The organism is Chryseolinea serpens, from assembly GCF_900129725.1.
In the GTDB taxonomy this organism is placed as follows: Bacteria; Bacteroidota; Bacteroidia; order Cytophagales; family Cyclobacteriaceae; genus Chryseolinea; species Chryseolinea serpens.
In genome coordinates, this window is record NZ_FQWQ01000001.1 from 1578692 (window position 1) to 1602542 (window position 23851).

Genomic DNA, 23851 nt, shown 5'->3' on the forward strand with positions numbered 1-23851 from the left:
AAAACGAATAAATCATTCCGAAACTTTAAATTTAAACAAGATGGAAAGTAAAACCGATGTATCGAAAAATGAGCACCTCGAGCTGGCGAAGGCTTTTGCCGTTGAAGAGCTTGAAGAAAGACTCGAATTTGGATCGTGGAGTTTGTCGGCCGAGGCCAGTTCGAACGGAACGGCCACGGCCAAAGCAACCTTCACATTCTAAAGAATCAAAAAAAGTACTAAACATCTAATCTAACATTCAAAATGGAAAATCAAATCAAACAAAAGGAAACAACGGCAATCGATCTTGCAAGAGTTTTCGAGATCGAAGAATTGGAAGAGAGACTTGAGTTCGGAACCTGGACGCTTTCTGCTGAAGGCAACTCAAACGGAACGGCCACCGCCAAGGCTACCTGGTCCTCTAAATAGTTTCTTAATGGGCAGGATGAAAATTCCTGCCCCCTTTCAAATACAAAACAATGACTTGTGAAAAATTACATCAACCTCCTTCTTTTCATCTATCCCACATGTGTCTTCGGGCAAATCACCATTGAAGGTACCGTGCAGGACAGGCAAAACGCCCCGGTCGCCTATGCCAGCATCAGTTATGTGAATGGAAAAGGGGGCACCATTAGCAACGAATTGGGGCAGTTCGTGCTTACCGTTCCCGCATTGCCTGTCGAACTGGAAGTGTCGCATGTGTCCTTTCTGAGGAGCAGCTATACGGTGCAAGATCCGGCACCAAAGATCACTATCTTTTTGGAACCTGCCGTTCATTACCTGACCGAAGTGACCGTCGATGGTAACGAAGCCGTGAGCATCATAAAACAGGCCTACGACCGTGCCGTGCAAGACAAACAAGTCTTTCAATACGGCAAGGCATTCTATCGTCAAACATCATTCGTAGATTCATCGCCGATCGAATTACTCGAAGCCTTCTACGATACTCGTTTCACTAACAATGGCATCGACACCTGGCGAATAACGCAGGGACGGTTTGCTAAAAGACCCATCAAGGGAAGCCTGGACTTTCTAAATTTTTCGGCGTACACCTCTCTTTCCGGAGTCTACCAGGAAACATCCAAAAAAATTCTTCTGCCCCTAAGCCGCGAAGGGCTCAATCAATACGACTTCGAGATCACAAATACCTACAATGCTGAAGACGGTGACCTGGTGGCGATTACCTGCAAGCCCCACCCCACGCTAGCGAAGCCTGCATTTGAAGGTCTTCTCTTCATCGACCGCAAAAGCAACCGAATCATGAAAATGATCGGAAAAGTGGCATTAGGAAGCCAGGGTGTAGAATTGACATTCAACCACAAGCCGTTACCCTATCAAAACCTGGTGCTGACTACCGAAATCGTATATCAAAAAACGCTTGCAAGCCAATTCGCCCTGTCGTACATAAGAATGGGGCTCGAAGTTACTTATACCATAGAAGAAATAACACACACCGCATCGGCCAGATCCCTATGCACGGTCTACACCTATGACGCCTCCTTGAGCAATTCCCGATTCAAAAAAGTATCGAAAAACACAAACGACCTAAAGACAATCAAAGGCGCTGGGTATAATGCAGCCTTCTGGAAGGACAATCCTATTGTCAAGCGCACGCCCATTGAGCAAGGAATTATCGAATCCTTCGAGGCAGAAGGTGCTTTTGGAAATTATCAGCCAGGCGATCAGGATTGACCAGCGACATCGAACATCCATCGCTTGACCATACGACTGCCTTCAAACTTTTATAGTCACGTTCTGAAAACGCGTTGCCAACGCCTTCTATGACGATTGTGTTTTTCATTTACCCCAGGTCAAAGCCAGGGCTATTATTTTATTTTGTTCGCTATAGAATTTACATAAATGTTCAACGTCACCATAAAACATAAGACATCACAGCCTCCTTCCTCCTTAAAAAATCACCTCGAAATATAAAATCACTGCAAAAAAAATACTATAATTACTTAGCCTTCTAATGACGAGTATTTTGCAAAAAACCTCTCCTATGAAGGCTACAAAAATCCCACCCCTGCCGGCACTTCGATTTCAATGCAAACGGCTCTGCAGAAAAAGTCGCAAAAGTCTCCATTTCAAAGCAATTCAAATCACGATTTCAAATGGAGCCGTCAGCCGAACAATATCGCTGGGTTAATGCCGTAGTGGCCGCTAAGGGATATCCGGCCGAAGTGCATTCAGGATATCTGGCTCGCGACAAAACACTCCTCGCCGTTCTCCCAAAAACAGGCGTCATAAACGACGGGTGGCACACGCCGGGAACCTCGCTCCTTTCCAGTGGTATCGGCGTCCCCTCGGAACTGTTCATTACATGGTTGTCCTACGCAGAAAAGAAATTCTGGAGGTTGGAAACACCACTGGATGCCGGCTTGATCGAGCAACTCTTTAAGAATAAATTTGCTAATTTAAGCCCCACCAACGACCCACTTCCCGCTGAAAGCTACAATCGCATAGTCATAGCCGTGGCTCCCGGAGGCATTGTCTCCGTATTTTTAAGAGGCACTCTCCGATGTATTGAAGTGGGACATTTCCAGGCCGTGGAAACGTTCGTAGCGGCGAACGATTTCTACGACAATCCATTCCGCGATAATCAAGAACAATTTTTTAATCGGTGGTATGACCATGTCGTACCTTTCGAAACAAAGGAATATCTAAAAACAAATTGTCTCCTCCCTTACACGCATTGGAGTCTCTTCCGGAAAAAGTATAACTACAGATTTATTCTCCAGTTCTATAAAATGGACAACGAGACGCAGCGCCATTGTCTCTATCTAAACGGCGAAGAAGAACAAATTCCAGGTAGTGGGTTAAACGGCTATGCCGTCCGTCCGCTACCCTGGAAAATAGATTTCGCATTCACAAAGATGAAGCGGTGGGTGGACGCCGAATTCGACCCTTCGGAATTATTAGAAGTTTTCCATGAAATCGACAAAGGAAGGCCAGGTTATATGCCCATTGATGTCGTCGGCGATCATCACATGAAGTTCAGCGCACATTACGAAGGGCAGGTTTTTCCCTTGACGAGGGTTAAAATCGGATTGTGGCTCATCAATCGATTCAAAATGCATTAAAACCTATCACTCTTCGGAATGGGCCGTACAAAAAAGGTCTCCCCGTTCCTATAAAAAAATCACCACTGCAAATTCATTTCAGTACCGTGTTGCATCTTGCCGCCGATGGGTTGCACCATCATTTCGCTATATTTTTATTCTAGGGGCTACCAAGAAATTGGTAGCCTTTTTTATGCCGATTAACCCAACCTGCGGCAATGGCGACAAACGCCTTTTGTCGTGTGACACCTTGATGTATCCTGCGCAACACCGGCTTGGTCTAAAAATCGAGCATCCGATGTGATTTGTGTCTTACTTGATGGTTGCAAAGAAATCAACCCATGGCCACCTTCATTCTCCACATAAATCAAACTTCCCGCGAAGTAGACGTCGATCCTCAGATGCCGCTCCTCTGGGTGATCCGCGATTTCCTGGGCCTGACCGGCACCAAGTATGGCTGCGGCATCGCGCAGTGTGGCGCCTGCACGGTGCACCTGGATGGCAAAGCAGTTCGCTCGTGTTCTATCCCTATGTCGGCGGTGGGTGCTAAGAACATCACCACCATCGAAGGCCTCTCGCCCAACGGCCAGCATGCGTTGCAGCGCGCGTGGCAGCAGGAGGATGTTCCACAGTGCGGCTATTGCCAGGCGGGGCAGATCATGACCGCTGCCGCGTTCTTAGAACAGCAGCCTCACCCTACCGACGACGACATCACCCGCGCCATGTCGGGCAACCTCTGCCGCTGCGGCACCTACCTACGCATTCATGCCGCCATAAAAAGAGCCGCATCCCAAACCACAACACCATGAAGCGCCGCGATTTCATCCGCACGTCGGCCCTGGCCGGCGGTGGTCTGCTCCTCTCCTTCCATGCCATGGCCAGGTACATCGACGGCAAGCCCGTGGCGACAGACAGCGATGTGCTGGGCGATTACGTGAAGATCACACCGCAAGGCGATGTGTTGTTTCAGTTTGTGAAACACGAAATGGGTCAGGGTGTTTCCACGGCTATGGCCCAGATACTAGCCGAAGAGTTGTGTGCCGACTGGGAACGCGTGAAGATCGAATTCCCCATGGCGGATAAAAAGTTTGAACACGACACGGGCGGCAGTTGCACCATGATCTACCAGTGGGACAGGCTCCGTTTGGCGGGGGCCGTTGCGCGCCAGATGCTTGTCGAGGCTGCGGCCCGTCAATGGAACACGCCGGCCGCGAACTGTTACGCAGCACATCACGAGGTGATCAACAAAACCACCTCCCAACGCCTTGGCTTTGGCGCGCTGGCCAGTGCTGCGGGCAAGCTGGCACCGCCCCCGGAGGCCACGCTGAAGGACAAACGTGACTTCCAGATCATTGGTCAACCTAAACCCGCCAAACTCATCCCCGACATTGTAACCGGGCAACTGAAATATGGCATCGATGTGAACGTGCCGGGCATGCTCTATGCCGTGATCGCCCGGTGCCCGGTGTTCAAGGGGCAGTTGAAAGGTTTTGATGCTACGAACGCGTTGAAAGTGAAAGGCGTGAAAAAAGTCTTCACCACAAAACCAATCGCGGGCCTGCAACTGGAATCGCCCTACATGCCCCACGACATCCGCGAAGGCGTGGTGGTGGTGGCCGATTCTTTTTGGGCTGCACGCAAGGGACGAGACCTGCTCAAGATCGAATGGGATGAAGGGCCAAACGCAAAATACAACACCGAAGATTTCGAAGCGCTCGCCGCCGAGCATGCGCTCCACCGAACCGACCCCACGGGCTACACCGGCGACGAAAATGCGGTGGCCGACGTTGGCCACGTCCGCAAGACGCTGCGCGCCTCTTACGTGTTCCCGCACCAGATCCACGCCTGCATGGAGCCCCTCAACTGCACAGCCCATAGCCATCCCGATGGGTGCGAGCTCTGGCTGGGCACGCAAGCGCCTCACCTGATCGTGTTTGAATTGAACCGCGTGTTCCGCTTTGCGGAAGACAAGATCAAAATTCATCTTCTCCCTTCCGGCGGTGGCTTTGGAAGACGGTATTATCCCGACATGGCGGTCGAGGCTGCTTTCATCTCCAAAGAAGCCGGCCATGTTCCGGTGAAAATGATCTGGACCCGCGAAGACGATCACCTGCACAATCTTGGTCATTTGTTTCAACACCTGGAATACCAGGTGGGTCTCGACAAAGACAACAAGCTTTACGCCTGGTACGAAAAAGAGATCCGCACCTACACCTGGGGTGCCAAATATGCCGATCCCCAACTGCCCTTTATGGGCTATAACATTCCCAACATCCGCTACGATTTCGAGGACATGATCCAACAAGAGCTTGTGCAGTCTTCGGCCTGGCGGGGTGTGGTGGGCCATGGTCGTTTTTATCACGAATGCTTCATCGACGAAATTGCGGCCGACCAAAAAATAGATCCTTACCAATTCCGGTTGTCGCTTTTGCGAAATGATGACGTGTATGTGGGTGATCCTATTCCTGTTTCGGGTTCGCGCCTGCGCCGGGTGCTTACGTTGGCCGCTGAGAAAGCGAAGTGGGGCAAGGCATTGCCCGCAGGTCAGGGCATGGGCATGGCCGTGTGCATTTATGGCGGGAGCTATGTGGCGGTGATTGCCGAGGTGACGGTGCGCGATCATCAATTGCGTGTCGACAAGGTTACCATCGGTGTGGACTGCGGCAAGGTGATCAATCCCTCGGGAACCTCCAACCAGATCACGGGTGGGATTGTGTGGAGTCTCACCGCCTTATTCTACGGCGGGCTTCCTATAAAAAACGGGCGGGCGGTCTATTCCAATTTTCATCAAAACAAATTGTTGCGGATGAACGAGTGTCCTGCGATGGAGGTCCACTTTGTGGAGACGGACGAAGAGCGGCCTGGAGGCGTAGGCGAGATCTCGAGTGCGTTGGGAGTACCGGCGGTGCTGAATGCGATCTTTGCAGCTACGGGAAAGCGGATCCGCAAAGTGCCTTTGCGGGCCGACGCTTTTGCCTGAACACTTTCTTATCGCCTTTTCCGGATGCGGTCTTTGTTTTCTTCAATCAACAAAGTGATAGCACCTGCGGCCGCCCGGAGGCCTTCATAGAATTTTTTCTCTCTGAACCGGGGTGCCATAAGTTTAAGGTTTATTCGTTCTGCTTTCTCGTTGGTAAGGATCCGCTCCAGTCCCCACCCTACTTCAATGCGCATCTCCTTGTTGCGCAGGGCCACGGTGATCAAAACGCCATCATAATATTGATCCCGGCCCAGGCTCATTTCGTTCAACTTGTTGAGGGAATATTTTTCGATGGCCACGCCGTTCAGGCTATCGAGGGTGACAATGGCCAACTGTGACCCCACCTTGCGCTCCAGTTCCTGCACGATCCAGAAAAGCCTGGTTTCCTCATCGGTTGTCAAAAGGTTGGCGCCATCCATCACCCGGTCTTCCATTTTGGTTGGCTCCTCAGACGTTCCACAGGAGGTTTGCAACAAGCAGGGCAATAGAAAAAGAATGGCATACAGAAGTCTTGTGATCATAGGAAAATTTCTTTAGCGGATCAATCATAGGATCCCACATAGTGCATTCCCACCAGGATATCGTCTCTAAACTCCAACGTCAATTCACCGGAGTCCGGAGTTTCCAATGTCACGTAATGGGGAATGGATTTGATGTTGTATTGTTTCAGGAGCGCCATCACTTCGGCCTTGTGCTGGCCGGTCTTTATGCCGTGACGGGTTTTGAAAAGGTCGGTCTTTACACTCGCGGTCAATACAAAATTGCCTTTTTGCCCTTCGCTGGTTTCCCATTTGTAGAGGTTGAACTCGTTGGCGCCAAAGGCCAGCGTGAAGACGGTATCTATTTGCTCCACCTGCAAGTTATGGGTCGATTGTTTGGAGATGGTGGGTTTCTGTTTGATGTGGGTGGTGAGGTAGGTCAGCGGATCGTTGCCCAGGGCGAAGGGATCGGGCGAGAGCCTTTCATCCTGGATCACCAGGGTGTCGCCTTCCTGGAAAACGGTGCCTTGCTGTGCCCATAAGGGAATGATGAGCACGCACATGCTCATTCCGATCCATAGCTTCCCGAAAAAATTTCTCATAACGAAACATCAAGCCAGCGGGCAATTTTGTTAGTGCCGCCTTTGTTATAAGGCTAAAATACCACTTTGGTTTGACGCGGCCAAGGCTTCCGTGAAAGCCTGAGTGCTACAAAAATGTCGGTGTTTTGAGTTTTGGGTGCTTACCAGTGCGCCTGTCTTCTCCTTTGCTTTGTCCGGTCGTAAAGAAATACACCCACAAAAGGGAGGAATAAAATGATCAGCGTCCATTTCCATTTGTTGGATCGCTTGCTTTTTGTTTTCAGATCATATAAGTGGGGGATGATATATGCCAGGTGAGCCAGTATAAAAATAGAAATCAAAATTCCCTTCGGTCCCATAAATCGTCGTAGTGCGCTTCTTTTCGCTTTCAAATAACAGCATTACGGCAAATAAGTTTCGAAAGTATTTGTTAAGGATCGATAAACATTTGTTCATCGCGGAAACGCTGTCTCCACAAACGTTTTCCCACGTATATCGGCGATTTGAGGCGGTGGAAAAACTACACCAGCGGTGTGGTGGTGTATGGGAAATGGGATACGGTGGATAGGGAAAATCTTGGCTTCGAGTGAAAATGCATCACCGCACGGATTTGGATGGGCTATCCGCGGGATTCCTTGGATTTCGTGTGAAGCCAGAGATAGCTTGTGCCTGCGGAATGACGTGCTTTGAGGAACGCGCGGCAGTCCACGTCATGTCGCAGGCACAAGCGTTTTAAATACCTACGCCCGCGATTCAAGACATCCCGAATTTCGAAAGCACTGAAATTGGATAAGCCGCACACGAATTAAAACGAAACCCGGTAAACACCGAAAGTGCCCACCAATCCATCACCACACAGATTCGGTGCGCTATCCACGGGATTCCTTGGGCCACAGACGAAGATCGAGGGAACGTGTGCCTGCGGAATGACGTGCTTTGAGGCCCGTGCAGTTAGTACTTCATCGTGTTGCGGGCTATGCCGGCTAAAATCCTGAACGCCAGATCATTTTTTAGTAAACATCCGGGTCCAGACGAAATCGCCGACCTTTTTTCCTTGGATCGCGCCTTGTTCGCAGGCGTCGCGGAAATGGATGCCGCCGTACAGCCTGGATATTGCGGCCTCTTCGGCGGCTTGTTGGAACGAGGTGAATTTCCGTTCGGGTAGGCCGAAAAATATTTCGGAACTGTCGGTGTAGGCAAAGCCATCTCCAAAAAAACGTGTCAATACCACGGCCACTGCCGCCGACGCAACGCTATGGCCGCTGGTATATTCGGGGAAGGGAGGTGTCTGCAGCAAGGGGCGCCATGCGGGATCCATCAGTTTATTGATGGCGGCTTCCGGCCGGATGCGATCGCTGCCATATTTCTCCTGCCAGCAACTGATAAACGCATCATGCAACGTGAGGGCCACGACGGTGTGGATCAGGATGGCCGAATCAAGGGAAACGCCGGTCTGGCGGCAGGCAATACCGGTAATGCCCATCCAATGTCCGCCGGGGGAGATCTTCTTCAACCCGATGGCCATGTGCCCCGAGTAGCTAACGGCAAACGGATTGCAATCCCAGAAGCTGGCAATGGCGCGTTGTTCGATCGTCAGGTGCTGACCGGTAACATAGACCTCTTTCATCTGACGGTAGAATGCGCTGGTGGTGTCTTTGCTATAGGGAGTGGGTTGTGCGGGGGCGAATTGCGCGGCGGAGTCCAGGAAAAAGGGAACAATGGTTTTCCATTGGGGCTCCACGGCCGCCATATATTCCGGCGGTGTAGGGAACCAATGCCCTTCTTCTTTTTGGGGTTTATAGCGCGTGTAGGTGCTCAGCTGGTTGTAATGATCGGCACGCGCTAAGGCCACCACCTGTGCGGCAATCCCTTGCGAGTAGGTCACGAGGCCTGTCACCTGGGAGGTTGAGAGTTTGCGTTTCGTTTTGAAGTATTGAATGAGTTTTTTCTGTTTCTCCTCCAGCAAATAGCCGGAAGGCATCAATTGCCTGCCCACTTCCAACATGGTATAGAGCGAACAGAAGGCCGTGTTCCCTTTTGCCGGCGCGGTTGCGGCCGACATTTTCCATCTCAAATGCAGATCGGGCAACGTCCCCTGACTCATGGCCGAGGCTTCGTAGGCGCCCAGCATTGCATAAGCATAAAAACGACTCGCTGCCGGCGGATTTGCTACGTCGTGCAGCATCACCTCCGAAAGATTGAAGACATGGTCCGTCAACAACTGAACATCTTCGTGACGTCGGTCATTTTTCTGAGCAAAGGACGTGATCGAAAGCAAAATTCCCAGGAGGGCAAAGTATCGGCGCAGTTTCATTTCTTGCGAAGTTTATAATTGGTAATGCCCACATTGTTCACGCCCAGCAACAGGTAGTTGTCCTGGCCGGCGCGGATCATCTCCAGCGATTTCACGTCGCCGACAAACGTCAGCCCCGATTCTCCCTGCGGCACATAGCGAAAGTTTCCTTTGCCATCGCCGGCCAGCAGTTGGCCGAAGTTGGCATCGATCACCCCCATGCGAATGCGGATCGAGCTTTGGTTGCCTGCGGCAATCAGGTCCATGTGGCCGTCGCCGTTGAAGTCGGTGAGTGCAAAAGCATAGAGGGGTGCAAATTGGGCTTGCGTGGGCAAGGCGTGTGGCACCAGTTTTTGGGAGGTGTTTTCCAGGTAGACACTTTCCAGCGTTTCGGCTTTCAAGATCGTGGCGTCCTTCAATTCGGTGTTGGTGAAGATGTCGTTCAATTGGGCATCGGCATAGGAGGCATAGCTGGTGAACTTCTTGCGCATGCTATACATCTGGTCCAGGAGTTCGTCGCGGGTGGGGAATGGGTAGGGTTTTCCTTGCAGATAGTAGACCAGGATCGGGTCGATAGATCCGTTGTTGTCAAAATCTTTATACACGAGTGTGAGTGGTTCTGTGGGGCTGGCGTGCAGCTGCGTATTCAACCCGAGGTTGCCGGCGATGATGTCGTCGTCGCCGTCGCCGTCGAAGTCATAGACAATCATTTTGTTCCACAAGCCTGTGGCGGGGCGATCGAAGAATTTGTCGGTACTCCGCACCAGCCGCTTCCCTCCTTCGTTCACGTACACTTCTATGGCCATAAATTCGCCAATCACGACGAGGTCTTCCCAGCGATCGCCATTGATATCGAGCCAAGCCGCATCCGTCACCATCCCGATGTGCGACAATCCCGGCGCGACGGCGTCGGCTACATTTTCAAATTTTCCATTCTGGTTTCGCAACAAGAAACTTTCCGGCGTGGCAGGATATTTTCCGGGGATGACCCGGCCGCCCAGAAAAATATCCAGGTCGCCATCGTGATCAAAATCTTTTGCGGCGATGCACGATTTGCTCACGCGCACGTCGGGCAGCGCCGAGGCGAGGGTAAAATTTCCTTTGCCATCGTTGAGATAAAGGCGGTCTTGTAGCGCGTCGGCTTTTTCTTTGTATTCGTTGTAGCCACCGCTGACGATATAAAGATCAGCATCCTTGTCGCCATCCACATCGAGAAAGAGCGCATCGGAGTCCGTGAATTTCTTCCCGAGGACCGGACTCGCGACTTCGTTGAACGAGCCCGCTGGATTTTGAACAAACAGTTTTCCAGGGTTGTCTTCCGTCCCCCCCACAAACACATCGGTGAGGCCATCGCCGTTCACATCGGCTGTGGCCATCACGGGCCCGCAGGCCGTGAGCATGGTGAGCAACAGAGGCTGGCGTTTGAAATCGTTAAAGCCCGCCTCCACGTGGGCGTAGTTCACCAGGGGATCCGTTGCTTCAAAGACCGGGTTGGGATGGGCGGCGGGTGGGCGGACGGCCTTTGCGTTTCCATCTTCCTTTATCATCAGGAATTGATCTGCTTTCACTTGTCGCAAAGTTTCCTGTTTCCCCGAAGGCCAGATGACGGCAATGGAGTCTACCACGCCGATCTTCCCCAATCCCACATGCATGCGATCGCTTACGGCGGATTGAAAACCGCGCGCGGGAACATGTTCCTGGTATTGTATTTTGTCGCCCGTATAAAATTTCACCTTGGCACCAATGGCCCTCGTATTCATTCCACTTCCCGCCAGTGAAACCTGCAGGAAATGCAGGTCGGGATGTTGTTCGCGTGAGAGGTTTTTGAAGATGGAGGCGGTGGCATTTTCGTTGTTCACCACCAGGTCCAGGTCGCCGTCGTTGTCCAGGTCTGCGTAGGCAGCGCCGTTCGAAAAGTTTGGGGCACCAAAGCCCCAGGCTTTGCTCACATCGGTGAACGTGAGGTCGCCGTTGTTGCGATAGGCATAGTCGTGCACGGGCGTCGAGGTCATCGTGCTGACCAGGTGGAAGGTGTCGGCTTTTTCGTTTGCTTTTAGTTTCTCAAAATAATAGTCGCCTTTGTATTTCAGGAAGTCGCGGTTTGTATAGTCGCGGAAATAGCCGTTGGTGATGAAGAGGTCTTTCCAGCCATCGTTGTCATAGTCGGCCAGCAGCGGCGCCCAGCTCCAATCGGTTTTCGAAACACCGGCGAGTTGGCCGATCTCACTATAGGTGCCGTTGCCGTTGTTCAGGTGCAGCATGTTGCGCATGTTCTGAAAATAGAAGCCGTTCATGACCATCAGGGCATACTGCTCATAGTTCTCCGGGCCGTAGAGCAGTTTTTGGCGGTGGTTGTCTTCCGGCAGCATGTCGACGGTGAAGATGTCGGGCCAGGCATCGTTGTTGATGTCGCTCACGTCGCAGCCCATCGAGAAGTAGGAAATGTGCTGCATGTATTCCGTCATGCGGTCGGTGAAGGTGCCGTCGCCGTTGTTGATGTAGACATAATCGGGTTCAACGTAGTCGTTGGAGACATACATGTCCATCCAGCCATCCTTGTTGATATCGGCCACCGTGATGCCCAGACCAAAGCCCAGTGGATTGCCCTTGACGCCGGCTGCTTCGCTCACGTCTTTGAAGTGGCCGTTGTCGTTCCGGAAAAGTTTATGACCGGCGTAGGGATCGCGCGTTTGTTTTGCTTTGGCGTATTCGAATTCGCGGATCACGACCACGTTGTGATTGAGCAGATACATGTCCAGGTCGCCGTCGTTGTCGTAGTCAAAGAAAGATGCGTGGGTGGAGTAGCCCGGGTCGTCCAGGCCGTATTCAGCCGCGCGTTCGGTGAAGGTGAGATCTTTGTTATTGATAAAAAGTTTATTGCGTCTTTTTTCGGGATCGCCTTTGCCGGAATAACAAACATAGAGATCGAGGTATCCATCGCCATTCACATCGGCCATGGTCACACCGGTTTTCCAGGGTACGTCGCAGCTCACTCCTGCGGCTTTGGCGATCTCCTTGAATTTAAAATTTCCCTGGTTGATGTAGAGTGCGTTCGGCTTCATGTTGGCCGTGAAATAGAGGTCGTCGAGGCCATCGTTGTTCACGTCGCCTACGGCCACGCCGCCGCCGTTAAAAAAATACTCATAGGTGAGCACGTTCGACTTCGGGGTTTCTTCCAGCATGTTCCGGAAGGTCACTCCCGTTTTTTGCAAGGGCAGCGATTCGAACAAAGGGGTTTGCGCTGATGTGAGAGCGGGACAAAAAATCAGCGGGAGGGCAAGAAAAAAAAGCTGTCGATGCAGGCTTTTCATGAGGGCAAAGGGTTCAGGCTGGTTGTCGTACAAGATAACATAGATTCGTCCATAAGGTATCCTGCCGATGAGTTTTTTTTGGAAAAAAGTAGCGGTTCTTTGCCGTAAAATGTGATCTTTGATAAGCCCGCTTTTTGGGCTTTATCCTTTGCCTATGCCGCGTGTTCCTGGTGTGTGTTTTCGCCCGCTTTGCTGCTACGGATTTGCGGTGGTGATGAGCTGTCTGCTCATGGGTTGCGGAAGGCGAAAAAGTGAAGTGGTGTGGACCAAAGATATCGGCACCATCGGCTCACAATCATCGCCGCGCGCGGCCGACCTCGATGGCGACGGTGTGCTGGACCTGGTAATGGGAGCCGGCAAAAATGAATTTCAAAAAAGCGATCACGGCATCATCGCCCTGAATGGAAAAACCGGCGAACTCCTGTGGAAGCAAACCGCAACCGATCAGGTCTATGGCTCGGCCACCTTCTGCGACATCAATGCCGACGGCACCCCCGACATTTTCATCGGAGGCCGCTCCCCTCACCTCAAAGCGCTGGATGGCAAAACGGGCTCCATGCTTTGGGAGTATCACGTCGCGGACCATGCGCAGGATTCCATTTTAAAATATGCGCGGTTCAATTTCAACAACAGCGTGCTCGTGCCCGATCAAAACGATGATGGCATCAGAGACCTCCTCACCGTGAACGGCGGCAACGCAGCGGCCGCGCCCGACACGGAGAAGGACCGCTACCCGGGCGTGCTGATGCTTTTTGACAGCAAAACCGGAAACATCCTGGCCGCCGACACCATGCCCGATGGCAAAGAGTCTTATATGTCGCCCGTTTGCTTTTCGCAACCGGGAAGCAACGATCTCACCCTCATCTTTGGTACCGGCGGCGAAACCATCAACGGCCATCTATACGCAGGCCACCTGCAAGATCTCCTGCAACACCGGCTCGCCAACGCCACCCCCATTGCGACCGAAACGGGTCATGGCTTTATTGCCCCACCCTCGATCGCCGACATCAACGCCGACGGTTATCGCGACATCGTGGCCATCACGCACGGCAGTACAATCGTGGCGATCGATGGCAAGACCCTCCAACCACTGTGGACCCAATCCGTCAAGGGCACGGAGTGCAGCAATAGCTTTGCCGTGGGATATTTCACCGACGATGAGGTTCCCGATTTTTTTACGTTTGTAAGCCGCGGCCAGTGGCCCAACAGTGCCGGCTCGCGCCAGGTGCTCATCGACGGCAAAACCGGCGCGATCGCCTATACGGACTCCATCGGCTGTACGGGTTTTTCATCGCCCGTGGTCTATGATCTCAACCGCGACGGCCGCGATGAGGTCATCATCAGCGTGAATGAATTCGACTGTGCGTTGGGTTTTGCCGGCAAGACCCCACCGGTGATGGAAAACAAACTCATTGCCATCGACTTTAGCAAAAGCGCCGTGCAGGTGATCGACCAAACCAAAGGGTTCAAGAACATTTTCTCCACCCCCTGGATCGGAGACCTCGACGGCGACGGCTACCTGGACATTGTGCATTGCCAGTATTATCACCATGGTGATCTTTTACTGTTTTTAGGAACCCGCATCAAACGCATCGCTACACCCATCCGGGTGAAAACACCCGTTCGATGGGGCGCCTACATGGGAACTTTTGGCGATGGCATCTTCGACGGCGACCACATAACCCCGTAAGCATCGTGCAACCCTTGCCAACATCATCAAAAACAAGAACCCACCTCCCCTTCCTCCTGCTCCTGCTCTTGTGCAGCGGCTGCGACAAGAAGGAAGCCTCAACACCTGCCGCTGCAACGGACAAGACCACACCCCTCTTCACGTTACTTGGCGCGGACGTGACCGGCATCGGCTTTGTGAACAAGGTGGTGGACGAGGAGAAGTTCAACGTCCTCACCTACCGCAACTTCTACAACGGCGGCGGCGTGGCCATCGGCGACATCAACAACGATGGGCTACCGGATATTTATTTCACCTCCAACCAGGACAAGAATAAACTGTATCTCAACAAAGGCCATTTTGTTTTTGAAGACATCACCGACAAAGCCGGCGTGGCGGGAACAAAAGTCTGGAGCACGGGCGTGACCATGGCCGACGTGAACGCGGACGGATGGCTCGACATCTACGTGTGTAATTCCGGCGACGTTGACGGCGCCTTTCGCGAGAACGAACTCTTCATCAACAACGGCAACGGCTCTTTCACCGAAAAAGCAAAAGCCTATAACCTCAACAACGAAGGCTATTCCACTCATGCCGCCTTCTTTGACTACGACCAGGACGGCGACCTGGACTGCTACATCCTCAACAACAGTTTCAAAGACCCCGCCCGCATCGAGCTCTACAGCAAGATGCGCGAACACGCCGATCCGGGTGGCGACAAGCTGATGCGCAACGACGGCGAGAAGTTCACCGACGTCACCCGCGAGGCGGGCATCTACAGCAGCGCCGTGGGCTTTGGTTTGGGGGTGGCCGTGAGCGATGTGAACAACGATCGCTTACCGGATATCTATGTGAGTAATGACTTTTGGGAGCGTGACTATCTCTACATCAACCAGGGCCATGGCAAATTCCACGAAGAACTGATCGACCGCATCGACTATTGCTCCGTCTCCAGCATGGGTGCCGACATCGCCGACCTCAACAACGACGGCAGCCCCGAGATCTTCACCACCGACATGTTGCCTGCCGACAACTACCGGCTCAAAGCCACCATCGCCTTCGACCCCTATCACCTGGAAGACACTAAATATCGTGCAAACTACCATTATCAAATGGTGCAGAATTGTCTCCACCTCAACGATGGCCACGGCTTCTTCCAGGAGATTGCCCTGCAAGCCGGCGTTTCGGCCACGGACTGGAGTTGGGGCGCGCTCATTTTTGATTTTGAGAACGACGGGCGCAAAGACATCTTTGTGAGCAACGGCATCCAACGCGACATCATGTCGATGGACTTCCGCGAGTTCATTGGTGATGCTCAGAAAAAGAATGAGGTCATCAGCCGTCGTGGGAAATTTGATTACCGCGATTTCATTACCCTCATTCCCTCGCATCCGCTGGCAAACTATGCATTTGAAAATACCGGCGACTGGTATTTTCAAAACAAGGCGCAGGTGCTGGGATTGGCACAGCCCTCTTTCAGCAATGGATCGTCCTACGCCGACCTGGATGCCGACGGCGACCTGGACCTGGTGGTGAGCAATATCAACACGCCTTGTTTTGTCTATCGGAACGAAACAAACACAAAAGAAAAGAATCACTATCTGAAGACGACATTCAAAGGACCGGCGCGCGATCCGTTTGGCATCGGTGCGCAAGTGACATTGCAAATGGGCAAGCAAATCATGACGTTGCAAAATTTCAATACGCGCGGTTTTCAAAGCAGCATTGAGCCCTCGCTGCTCTTTGGGTTAGGACAAACCGATCGCATCGACACACTCACGGTGATATGGCCCGACGGCAAGAAGGAAACCCTCGCGCAAGTGAAGGCCGATCAATCGCTCACGCTTGACTATGCGAAGGCAATTGTGGCCCCGGCAAAGCAGTCAGCAAATCAAGCCAGCAACGCTTTTAAAGACGTCAGCGCGCAAGTGCTCCACGGCGACGCCACGCACCATGAAAATCGCCACAACGACTTCGATCAGGAAATTTTGCTGACGCGGATGTTGTCTACCGAAGGCCCACGCCTGGTAACTGGCGATGTGAACCACGACGGCAAAGATGACTTCGTCCTGCTCGGCGCGGCGGGCGACCCGTGTAAATTGTTTCTCCAAAAAAGTGACGGCACATTCCAGTCCAAACCCACCCCGGCGTTTATAAACGACAAGAAATTTGAAAGCACCTGTGGCGCCTTCTTCGACCAGGATGCCGACGGCGATCTCGACCTCATGATCGGCTCGGGAGGAAACGAACCCGAAATGGATCGCTCCAATTTCCTGGTGCGCTGTTACAAAAACGATGGCAAAGGAAACTTCTCCCCCAACCCTACGGCCATCCCCCAACTCATCGGCAATTTCTCCACCCTCCTCGCCGAAGATTTTGATCACGACGGCCATGCAGAAATCTTCCTGGGCGCACGCGCCGTGCCGGGTAACTACGGCCTGCCTCCGCAAAGTTATTTGCTCAAGTACGACCGCGGCGAATGGCTCAACATCGCGCTCCCCTCCCTGGGCAACGTGGGCATGGTGACCGACGCCGCCTGGGCCGACATCAACGGCGACGGCTTCAAAGAACTCGTTGTGGTCGGCGATTGGATGGCCATCCACGTCTTCAAAAACGACAAAGGCCTGCTCACCGACCCCGACACCGTGCCCCACAGCACGGGCTGGTGGAACCGCATCCACGCCGCCGACCTCGACAAAGATGGCGACCTGGATTTCGTGGTGGGCAACTGGGGCCTCAACACAAAATTCAAAGCTTCGACCACCCGCCCCGTCGCGATGTATGTCAACGACTTCGACGACAACGGCAAAAGCGAGCCCATCATCACCTGGTATCCACCACTCGACACCATCCCCTATCCCTTCGTGTCCAAACTGGAACTGACCAGTCAATTGCCTGCCCTGCGAAAAAGCATTCTCAAATACGCCGACTACGCCACCAAGACCTACGACTCCCTTTTTCCCGCCGCCATCCGCGAACGCTCGCTGGTGTATAAAGTCGAAACACTAGAAAGCGCCATCCTTTGGAATGAAGGAACAACCTTCAGGCTGGCACCGCTGCCCAAAGAAGCACAAGTCGCTCCCGTCTTCGCCATCCTGGCCGATGACCTCGACCAGGACGGTGCGATCGACTTGTGGCTTGGTGGAAATTTCTATGCTCTTAAACCTCAAGCCGGTCGCCATGACGCCAGTCGCGGGGTGTTCATGAAAGGCAATGGAACGTCGTTCACGTATCAAGCCCAGGAGCATACGTCGCTTTATTTGAGAAGGGAAGTGCGCGATGCTGCGGTTATTAATACGGCGCAAGGCAAACGGATTTTTGTCGCGCGTAACAATGCTTCCGTACTCGTATTTCGCAAGCGCGACTAACGTCATGTCGCAGGCACGAGTGTTTTAAATGCCTGTGCCCGCAGGCAGTCCTTCGTCATGTCGCAGGCACAAGTTTTTTAGATGCCTACGCCAGAAGTTCAAGACATCCCGAATTCCGAAAGCACTGAACCTGGATAGCCTGCGCACGAACTAAAACGATTTTGAAATACATCACCACACGGATCCAATGTGTATCCACGGGATTCCTTGGGCCACATGCGAAGCTCGAGGAAACTTGTGCCTGCGGAATGACGTGCTTTGATCCACGCGCAGCAGTCCTTCGTCATGTCGCAGGCACGAGTTTTTTAGATGCCTACGCCAGAAGTTCAAGACATCCCGAATTCCGAGAGCACTGAGCGTGGATAGCCCGCGCACGAACTAAAACGAAACCCGAGAAACACCGACAGCCGCAGCCCCGATTTGAAATGCATCACCACACGGATCCAATGTGCTATCCACGGGATTCCTTGGGCCACCTGCGAAGCTCGAGGAAACTTGTGCCTGCGGAATGACGTGCCTCGATCAACGTGCAGCAGTCCTTCGTCATGTCGCAGGCACGAGTTTTCTAAATGCCTACGCCAGAAGTTCAAGACATCCCGAATTCCGAGAGCAATGAACCAGGATAGCCCGCGCACGAACTAAAACGAATACCGGCAAACACCGACAGCCGCACCCCGATTTGAAATACATCACCACACGGATCCAATGTGCTATCCACGGGATTCCTTGGGCCACATGCGAAGCTCGAGGAAACTTGTGCCTGCGGAATGACGTGCTTTGATCGACGCGCAGCAGTCCTTCGTCATGTCGGGGCGAAACCAACACAAAAAAAGCCGTCTCGAATGAGACGGCTTTTTGAATTATGCACGAACGGGGATCTAATCCGGTCCTCCAGCCCACCACACTTTGGTCGTGTAGAGGTTGGGTGATGTTGAACCTTCGCTAAATTTCGGGTTGCCGGCCACTTCTTCATTCGGATATCTAAGTCGCTGAGGAATCGTTCCACCAGTGATGTTACCCGGGTAGTTGGTTGGGATCAGGACCGGGAAACCGGTTCTTCTCCAATCCGACCAGGCTTCCCACCAGTTCAGGAATTTGCTCGCCCACATTTGCTCTCCGATCATCTCAAGTTTTTGCTGGGTGGTGCCGGCATACGGATAGGTGGCCAGGTAGGTAGTCACCTTTGCGTCGGAGACCACTAGCGAAGCATCATACGGCGTGTACATTTGCATGGCAGCCTTCACACCAGCTTCATAGTGTTCCTGCGCATCGCCGGGAGTAAGACCACCCAGGTTGCGCTCTGCCGCCTCGGCCATCAGGAACTCCGCTTCCGCATAGTTCATGAGCATATACGGTTCATCGTTGTCCAGCATCAAGGGGTTGATCTTGGAATAGGTCACATCTTGATCAACGGGTTTGGGAGCGTTTTCGTAAACCTGGAGACCGGCGGCATCATAGCCGTTAGGCATGCCCTTTTGTTTCAGAGGATCGGTCGTGATGGGCGTCCATTTCGGAGGAACCCAATCGCCGATGCCACCGCTGATGATCATCAACCGTGGATCGTCATCCGCAACGTCGTTGAGGTCGGTGCCCTTCAGCCAATCGACAAACGTCTTGCTTAGGAAGGTAGGCTGTCCACCATCGCCAGGATAGAACGCACGGCTGATACCGTTTTGGTTCACCCATTGGCTGGGGGTCAGGGCCATCGGTACCCATACGTTATCGTCGTTGCTTTCGAAGACACCACCGGCAACTGCTTTTCCTACGTAGGTTGCGGCCGTGGCAGCATCCACATTCGAAATGCGCATGGCCAGACGCAACATCAGCGTATAGCCAAGCTTTTTCCATTTTGCAATGTCGCCATCGAAGTACAGGTCAGCGGCGCCAAAGCCTTCATCCGGATTGGCATCACTAAGGGCTGCAGAAGCTTCGTCGAGCTCCTTCAACAGGTCGGCATAGATATCCTTTTGCTTGTCATACTTAGGGAAGTAGATCTTATCCACGCCCTGAAGCGCTTCGCTATATGGAACGCTTCCGTAATAGTCCGTGAGCCTGTGGAAAAGAAAGGCACGCAGGATACGAGCCGCTTGGCGAAGGTTTAGGTTTTTACCCTCGGCCCAGCCACCGGTGTCGGTTTGTTTTAGAATGATACTCAGGTTGTTCAATTCGTCGCCGTAGATGAATTGAAACGGTGCACTGGCGGTTTCTGCATTGTCGGTGTACTTATCGCCCGGAGCAATTCCGCCGCCGGCATTGGCAAGCTGCTGTATGGCATAAGAGCACATCCCGATATTCGTGCGCCAGTCGATGTAGCGATTGTCACCTGCCGAGCCGCCCGAAGCCGAGCCCAGCTGCGCGGAGGTGAGTAAGAAATTCAAATTGAGTTCGTCAACATATTGCGGCGCGGTATTCATGTTATGCAAAGAGTCAGTGTCGCATCCAGCGACAAAAACGGCTGCGAGGATCACCGTTAGACAGTATTTATGTAATTGCTTCATGGTCTTTCGGTTTAAATTAGAAGGTTACTCTCAAATTGAAGCCATACGTTCTCGTGGGCGGCACGCCAAAATAATCCAAACCTTGTGCGTTGTTGCTGGTATAGGACGATTCCGGATCAATGTTCTCTGCGTTCTTATATAGAATCGCCAGGTTGCGTGCAACAAAGGAAAGCGAGACCGTTTGGAATGGAGTTTTTTGTAACATGACTTTGGGTATGCTGTAACCAAAGGTTACCTGTCTCAATTTGATAAAGGATGCATCGTATACAAAATGATCTTGTGCACGTTCACCCAACTGAGACCAATAGTTTTGCGCCTCACCGGGTGCCAGGTTTCTGTCGATAGGCTCTTGTGTCACGTTGCCAGCGTCATCTACAAGTTCTTGAACACCTTTGACATGGAGGGGTGCCTCGCCATCCCTTCCCGCCAGCGTTTGTTTGTGGAAGCCGGCTTCCGTCATCCGCACGTTCGTGCCCGAGTAGATCTTGCCACCGGATTTGAAGTCGATGAGGAACGTCAGATTGAATTGCTTGTACGTAAACGAGTTGTTCAATCCTCCCGTGAAGTTAGGAACACCCGAGCCCAGGATTTGGTAAGTATTGTCCGTTAGTGGTGCACCGTCTTTGTCGTAGATCAACTGTCCGTCGGCTGTGGTTCTTTGCTTAAGTCCCGTTAAGGTACCAAACGGCTGCCCTACGATCTGGCTGACATACACCGTCCTGGTGCGGGGCTCTTCAATGTTGAAAACCGTGGTTCCCGGTATGAGGGATACAATTTTACTATTGTTTTTCGCAAAGTTCAGGGACACATCCCACGTTAGGTTACCACGGAGAGGCTGGCCGGTGAGCAAGAGTTCAACGCCTTTATTCGTCAGTTGGCCCAGGTTCACCGAAGTGGTTCCAAAACCTGACGCTCTCGAAATCGGAGCATTCAGGATATCGTCCGTTGTTTTTTGAGAATAGTATGTTAAATCCATACCGAGTCTGTTCTCAAAGAATCGCACGTCCAAACCGAATTCTGTTTCGGTAGAGGTGTAGGGCACGAGGTCGGGGTTATTCAGGTTTCCATTATTCGTGGTTGTCGCGGAAGAATAATATCCCAAGGGCCGGCTAAGGTGTGTCAGACCTGTGGTGTATTGTGTAATGGTGCTATAGGGGTCGACTGAAAAAGCACTACCCACTTGCCCCCACGAAGCCCTCACTTTGCCGAAACTTAACCAGGTGGGCAGACCCGTGAACGCGTCGGAGAAGACAAACGATGCTCCGATGGACGGGTAACTGATCGAATTGATTCTCGGCGTGAGTACCGAAAACCAATCGTTGCGAATCGTACCGGTCACGTATAGAACGTTGTTCCATGATATTTCTGCGGATCCAAACAGTGAGTTTATACCCGACTTTCTATAATCATAGTTGAACGTTTTCGAAGCCGCGTTATTGATAGCCGCTAAGAAAGGTGTATTGAAGCCGTTGCCGACGGCATCGGTTTTTTCATATTCCCGCGTCATTTTGTTGCCGCCTCCAAACACGTTGACACCTATTTTGCCATAGGTTTTGTTAAAACCAACGATGTATTCCAGGTTGATCTCACGCTGGCGTGCCTCATATTCGGTGAGCGCACCGCCGAGTTGATAGCCTGTTCCTTCCGGTGTGAGTTGCGAGCCGCGTTTCGTTGACCAGTCCATACCGCCTTTCACCTGCGCATAGAGGAAATCGGTGATGTCATAACGCAATTGGCCAGAGGCGATAATGCGGTCGCGCATATCGGTGTTTTTAAATTGGTAGGCTGCCCAATAGGGATTTTGTCCCCACAAGTTGGAAGAACCCTGCAATTCCTGGCCGTTACTTTTACCATCCAGCGGCACAGGACCATCCGCATAAACCGCACCTGGTTTGTTGGGATCACCCTTGTACTCGTCAATATTGTAGTCATTATTGATATAATAGACGGATTGAATGCCGTTGCCCGGAGAATCGGAAACATTGGGACGGTTTTTTGCCTTCTCGTTGGAGTACATGATCTTCGTCGTCAGGGTTAATTTTTTGCCAAACTTCGAGTTCGAAGCCAGCGAGAGATTCACCCTGTCAAAACCGGAATTGGGGATCACGCTCTTACTATTCAGATTGGACATCGAAAAACGGAAATTCTGTGTTTCGCTGCCTCCTGAAAATGCAAGGCTATTGGTGAATGACGTTCCTGTCCTATAGAATTTGTCCCACTGGTCTCCCTGATAGGAATACGGGTGAGCCTTTCCGTCGAAATGATAAACGGTGGAACCATCCAATTTGGGACCCCAGGCCTGGTCATACCATCCGTTGTCAAAAGCGGTTTGAACATCCTCCGGATTGCTTGCTTTGGTAGACACGCGGTTGGCGAGAGAACCAACGCCGGTATAAGCGCCGGAACCATAACTGTGTTGCCAGTCGGTCAGGTTGTAAATTTTCTCAAATACAAAGTTGGAATTGAACTCAATACCCACCCCCTTACGTGCACTTCCTTTTTTGGTGGTGATGAGAATAACACCTTGGGCGGCCCGGGCACCGTAGAGAGCTCCCGCGCTAGCGCCCTTCAAGATGGTCATCGATTGGATGTCGTCCGGGCTGATGCTGCTTGTGCCATCGCCCTGATCGCCGCCGCCCCATACTCCGGCCTGACCGTAGTTGGTGTTATCCATGGGTATACCATCAATAACATACAGGGGCTGGTTATTTGTGTTCGTGCCAATGGACTTCGCGCCGCGGATAACAACGCGCGAGGATCCCGCGGGACCGGTGGCGATCTTGGTCACGTTCACGCCGGCCACACGACCAGCCAAACCGTTGACCATGCTGTTTTCGCGGGCTTGTGTGAAGTTGTCGCCGCTCACTTGCGTAACCGACGATTGCAGGGCTTTGGTGTTTCTTTCAATACCGAGAGCGGTCACCACCACTTCACTGAGTTGCTTTACATCGCTTTCCAGTTTTACGTCGATGGCGGTTCGCGCTCCGACTTCAACTTCCTGCGTTGCATAGCCGATAAAGGAAACCACGAGTGTTGCGTTTCCCTCTGGCACTGCAATGGCGTACTTACCGTCGCTGTCGGTGGTTGTACCGGCTGACGTACCTTTTACAATGACATTGACCCCGGGCATCCCAGAGCCATTCTCATCCGTGATTGTCCCGGTCACAGTCCGGTTCTGCGCCAGTGCCATGGAGGTGAACAGTAGTAGCATGGCTATTGGCAGCCCCATGCTCCTGTAGAGTTTTTTCATACGGGTTAGATTTAGGTGGACAGTTAACTATAAAGACCAAAAATGGTTTCGTGTTAATGTCTTGAAATGATCCTTTCAACCTAATCCCAACTAGTCAATCCTCGCGCGATTCATTTCAAGATGCCTTGCGGCAATGCCTGAGAACAAGCCTATGAGAATGCTAACAGATATTCTTTCGCTCCACTTTGTTATAATGCGCCGGGCTGGGGGTCCCCGAAAACGATGATTTAACTTATGAAAAAAGGATCAGATAAACAAACCGAAAAAGTAAACGTTTGCGCGCACACGACGGCCCAGGACGGTTTTTGAAAAAAAAGGAATACCAGGCAAAGCACACGCGCACACCCCGGAAAGGACCATCAAAAACCAATATTTTGGAGT

At 52.2% G+C, this 23851-nt stretch carries 15 protein-coding genes; 8 read left to right on the plus strand and 7 right to left on the minus strand.

Features of this window, described 5'->3' with window-relative positions; translation table 11 throughout:
• Positions 1-40: 40 nt before the first annotated feature.
• From BUB30_RS35070 to BUB30_RS06135, 6 genes are all read left to right on the plus strand, one after another.
• Positions 41-202 carry a hypothetical protein gene (locus BUB30_RS35070; protein ID WP_178377031.1) on the plus strand — a complete coding sequence of 54 codons (162 nt, stop codon included), beginning with the start codon at positions 41-43 and terminating at the stop codon, positions 200-202.
• Positions 203-243: 41 nt separating this feature from the next.
• The gene (locus BUB30_RS35075) at positions 244-408 is read left to right on the plus strand and encodes a hypothetical protein (protein ID WP_178377032.1); all 165 of its coding nucleotides are present in this window, start codon (positions 244-246) and stop codon (positions 406-408) included.
• 57 nt (positions 409-465) lie between these two features.
• Entirely contained in the window at positions 466-1671 is a 1206-nt protein-coding gene (locus tag BUB30_RS06120; protein ID WP_073131976.1) for a carboxypeptidase-like regulatory domain-containing protein, read from the plus strand.
• A 422-nt stretch (positions 1672-2093) separates the two neighbouring features.
• The gene (locus tag BUB30_RS06125) at positions 2094-3062 is read left to right on the plus strand and encodes a DUF2931 family protein (protein ID WP_073131979.1); all 969 of its coding nucleotides are present in this window, start codon (positions 2094-2096) and stop codon (positions 3060-3062) included.
• Between the two features lie 320 nt (positions 3063-3382).
• On the plus strand, positions 3383-3850 hold the full coding sequence (locus BUB30_RS06130; protein WP_073131981.1) for a (2Fe-2S)-binding protein: 468 nt from the start codon (positions 3383-3385) through the stop codon (positions 3848-3850).
• A complete protein-coding gene (locus BUB30_RS06135; protein WP_073131983.1) occupies positions 3847-6021 on the plus strand; it encodes a xanthine dehydrogenase family protein molybdopterin-binding subunit in 2175 nt (724 codons plus the stop codon). The genes BUB30_RS06130 and BUB30_RS06135 overlap by 4 nt, the downstream gene beginning before the upstream one ends.
• An 8-nt stretch (positions 6022-6029) precedes the next feature.
• Here the strand turns inward: BUB30_RS06135 and BUB30_RS06140 are convergent, their stop codons facing one another.
• The 5 genes from BUB30_RS06140 to BUB30_RS06160 all read right to left on the minus strand — a co-directional run bounded on the left by BUB30_RS06140 (position 6030) and on the right by BUB30_RS06160 (position 12604).
• The gene (locus BUB30_RS06140) at positions 6030-6542 is read right to left on the minus strand and encodes a TPM domain-containing protein (protein WP_073131985.1); all 513 of its coding nucleotides are present in this window, start codon (positions 6540-6542) and stop codon (positions 6030-6032) included.
• A 20-nt stretch (positions 6543-6562) separates the two neighbouring features.
• On the minus strand, positions 6563-7102 hold the full coding sequence (locus tag BUB30_RS06145) for a hypothetical protein (RefSeq protein ID WP_143164784.1): 540 nt from the start codon (positions 7100-7102) through the stop codon (positions 6563-6565).
• 140 nt (positions 7103-7242) lie between these two features.
• Positions 7243-7440, minus strand: coding sequence for a PLD nuclease N-terminal domain-containing protein (locus BUB30_RS35930; protein WP_073131988.1), 198 nt, complete (start codon positions 7438-7440; stop codon positions 7243-7245).
• Positions 7441-8084: 644 nt separating this feature from the next.
• Positions 8085-9395, minus strand: a complete 1311-nt coding sequence (locus tag BUB30_RS06155) for a vanadium-dependent haloperoxidase (RefSeq protein ID WP_084137925.1) — start codon at positions 9393-9395, stop codon at positions 8085-8087.
• Positions 9392-12604 carry a VCBS repeat-containing protein gene (locus tag BUB30_RS06160; protein WP_245804036.1) on the minus strand — a complete coding sequence of 1071 codons (3213 nt, stop codon included), beginning with the start codon at positions 12602-12604 and terminating at the stop codon, positions 9392-9394. The genes BUB30_RS06155 and BUB30_RS06160 overlap by 4 nt, the downstream gene beginning before the upstream one ends.
• 235 nt (positions 12605-12839) lie before the next feature.
• Here BUB30_RS06160 and BUB30_RS06165 point away from each other — a divergent pair, with 235 nt between their 5' ends.
• Together BUB30_RS06165 and BUB30_RS06170 are read left to right on the plus strand one after the other, a co-directional pair.
• On the plus strand, positions 12840-14375 hold the full coding sequence (locus BUB30_RS06165) for an outer membrane protein assembly factor BamB family protein (protein WP_084137926.1): 1536 nt from the start codon (positions 12840-12842) through the stop codon (positions 14373-14375).
• Positions 14376-14380: 5 nt separating this feature from the next.
• Entirely contained in the window at positions 14381-17722 is a 3342-nt protein-coding gene (locus tag BUB30_RS06170) for a VCBS repeat-containing protein (RefSeq protein ID WP_221408665.1), read from the plus strand.
• Between the two features lie 878 nt (positions 17723-18600).
• On the opposite strand, the gene BUB30_RS06175 is transcribed toward BUB30_RS06170, so the two are convergent.
• Positions 18601-20220 (minus strand): SusD/RagB family nutrient-binding outer membrane lipoprotein, encoded by a 1620-nt coding sequence (locus BUB30_RS06175; RefSeq protein WP_073131993.1) that lies wholly within the window; start codon positions 20218-20220, stop codon positions 18601-18603.
• Positions 20221-20236: 16 nt separating this feature from the next.
• Positions 20237-23470 (minus strand): SusC/RagA family TonB-linked outer membrane protein, encoded by a 3234-nt coding sequence (locus BUB30_RS06180; RefSeq protein ID WP_073131995.1) that lies wholly within the window; start codon positions 23468-23470, stop codon positions 20237-20239.
• Positions 23471-23851 lie beyond the last annotated feature (381 nt).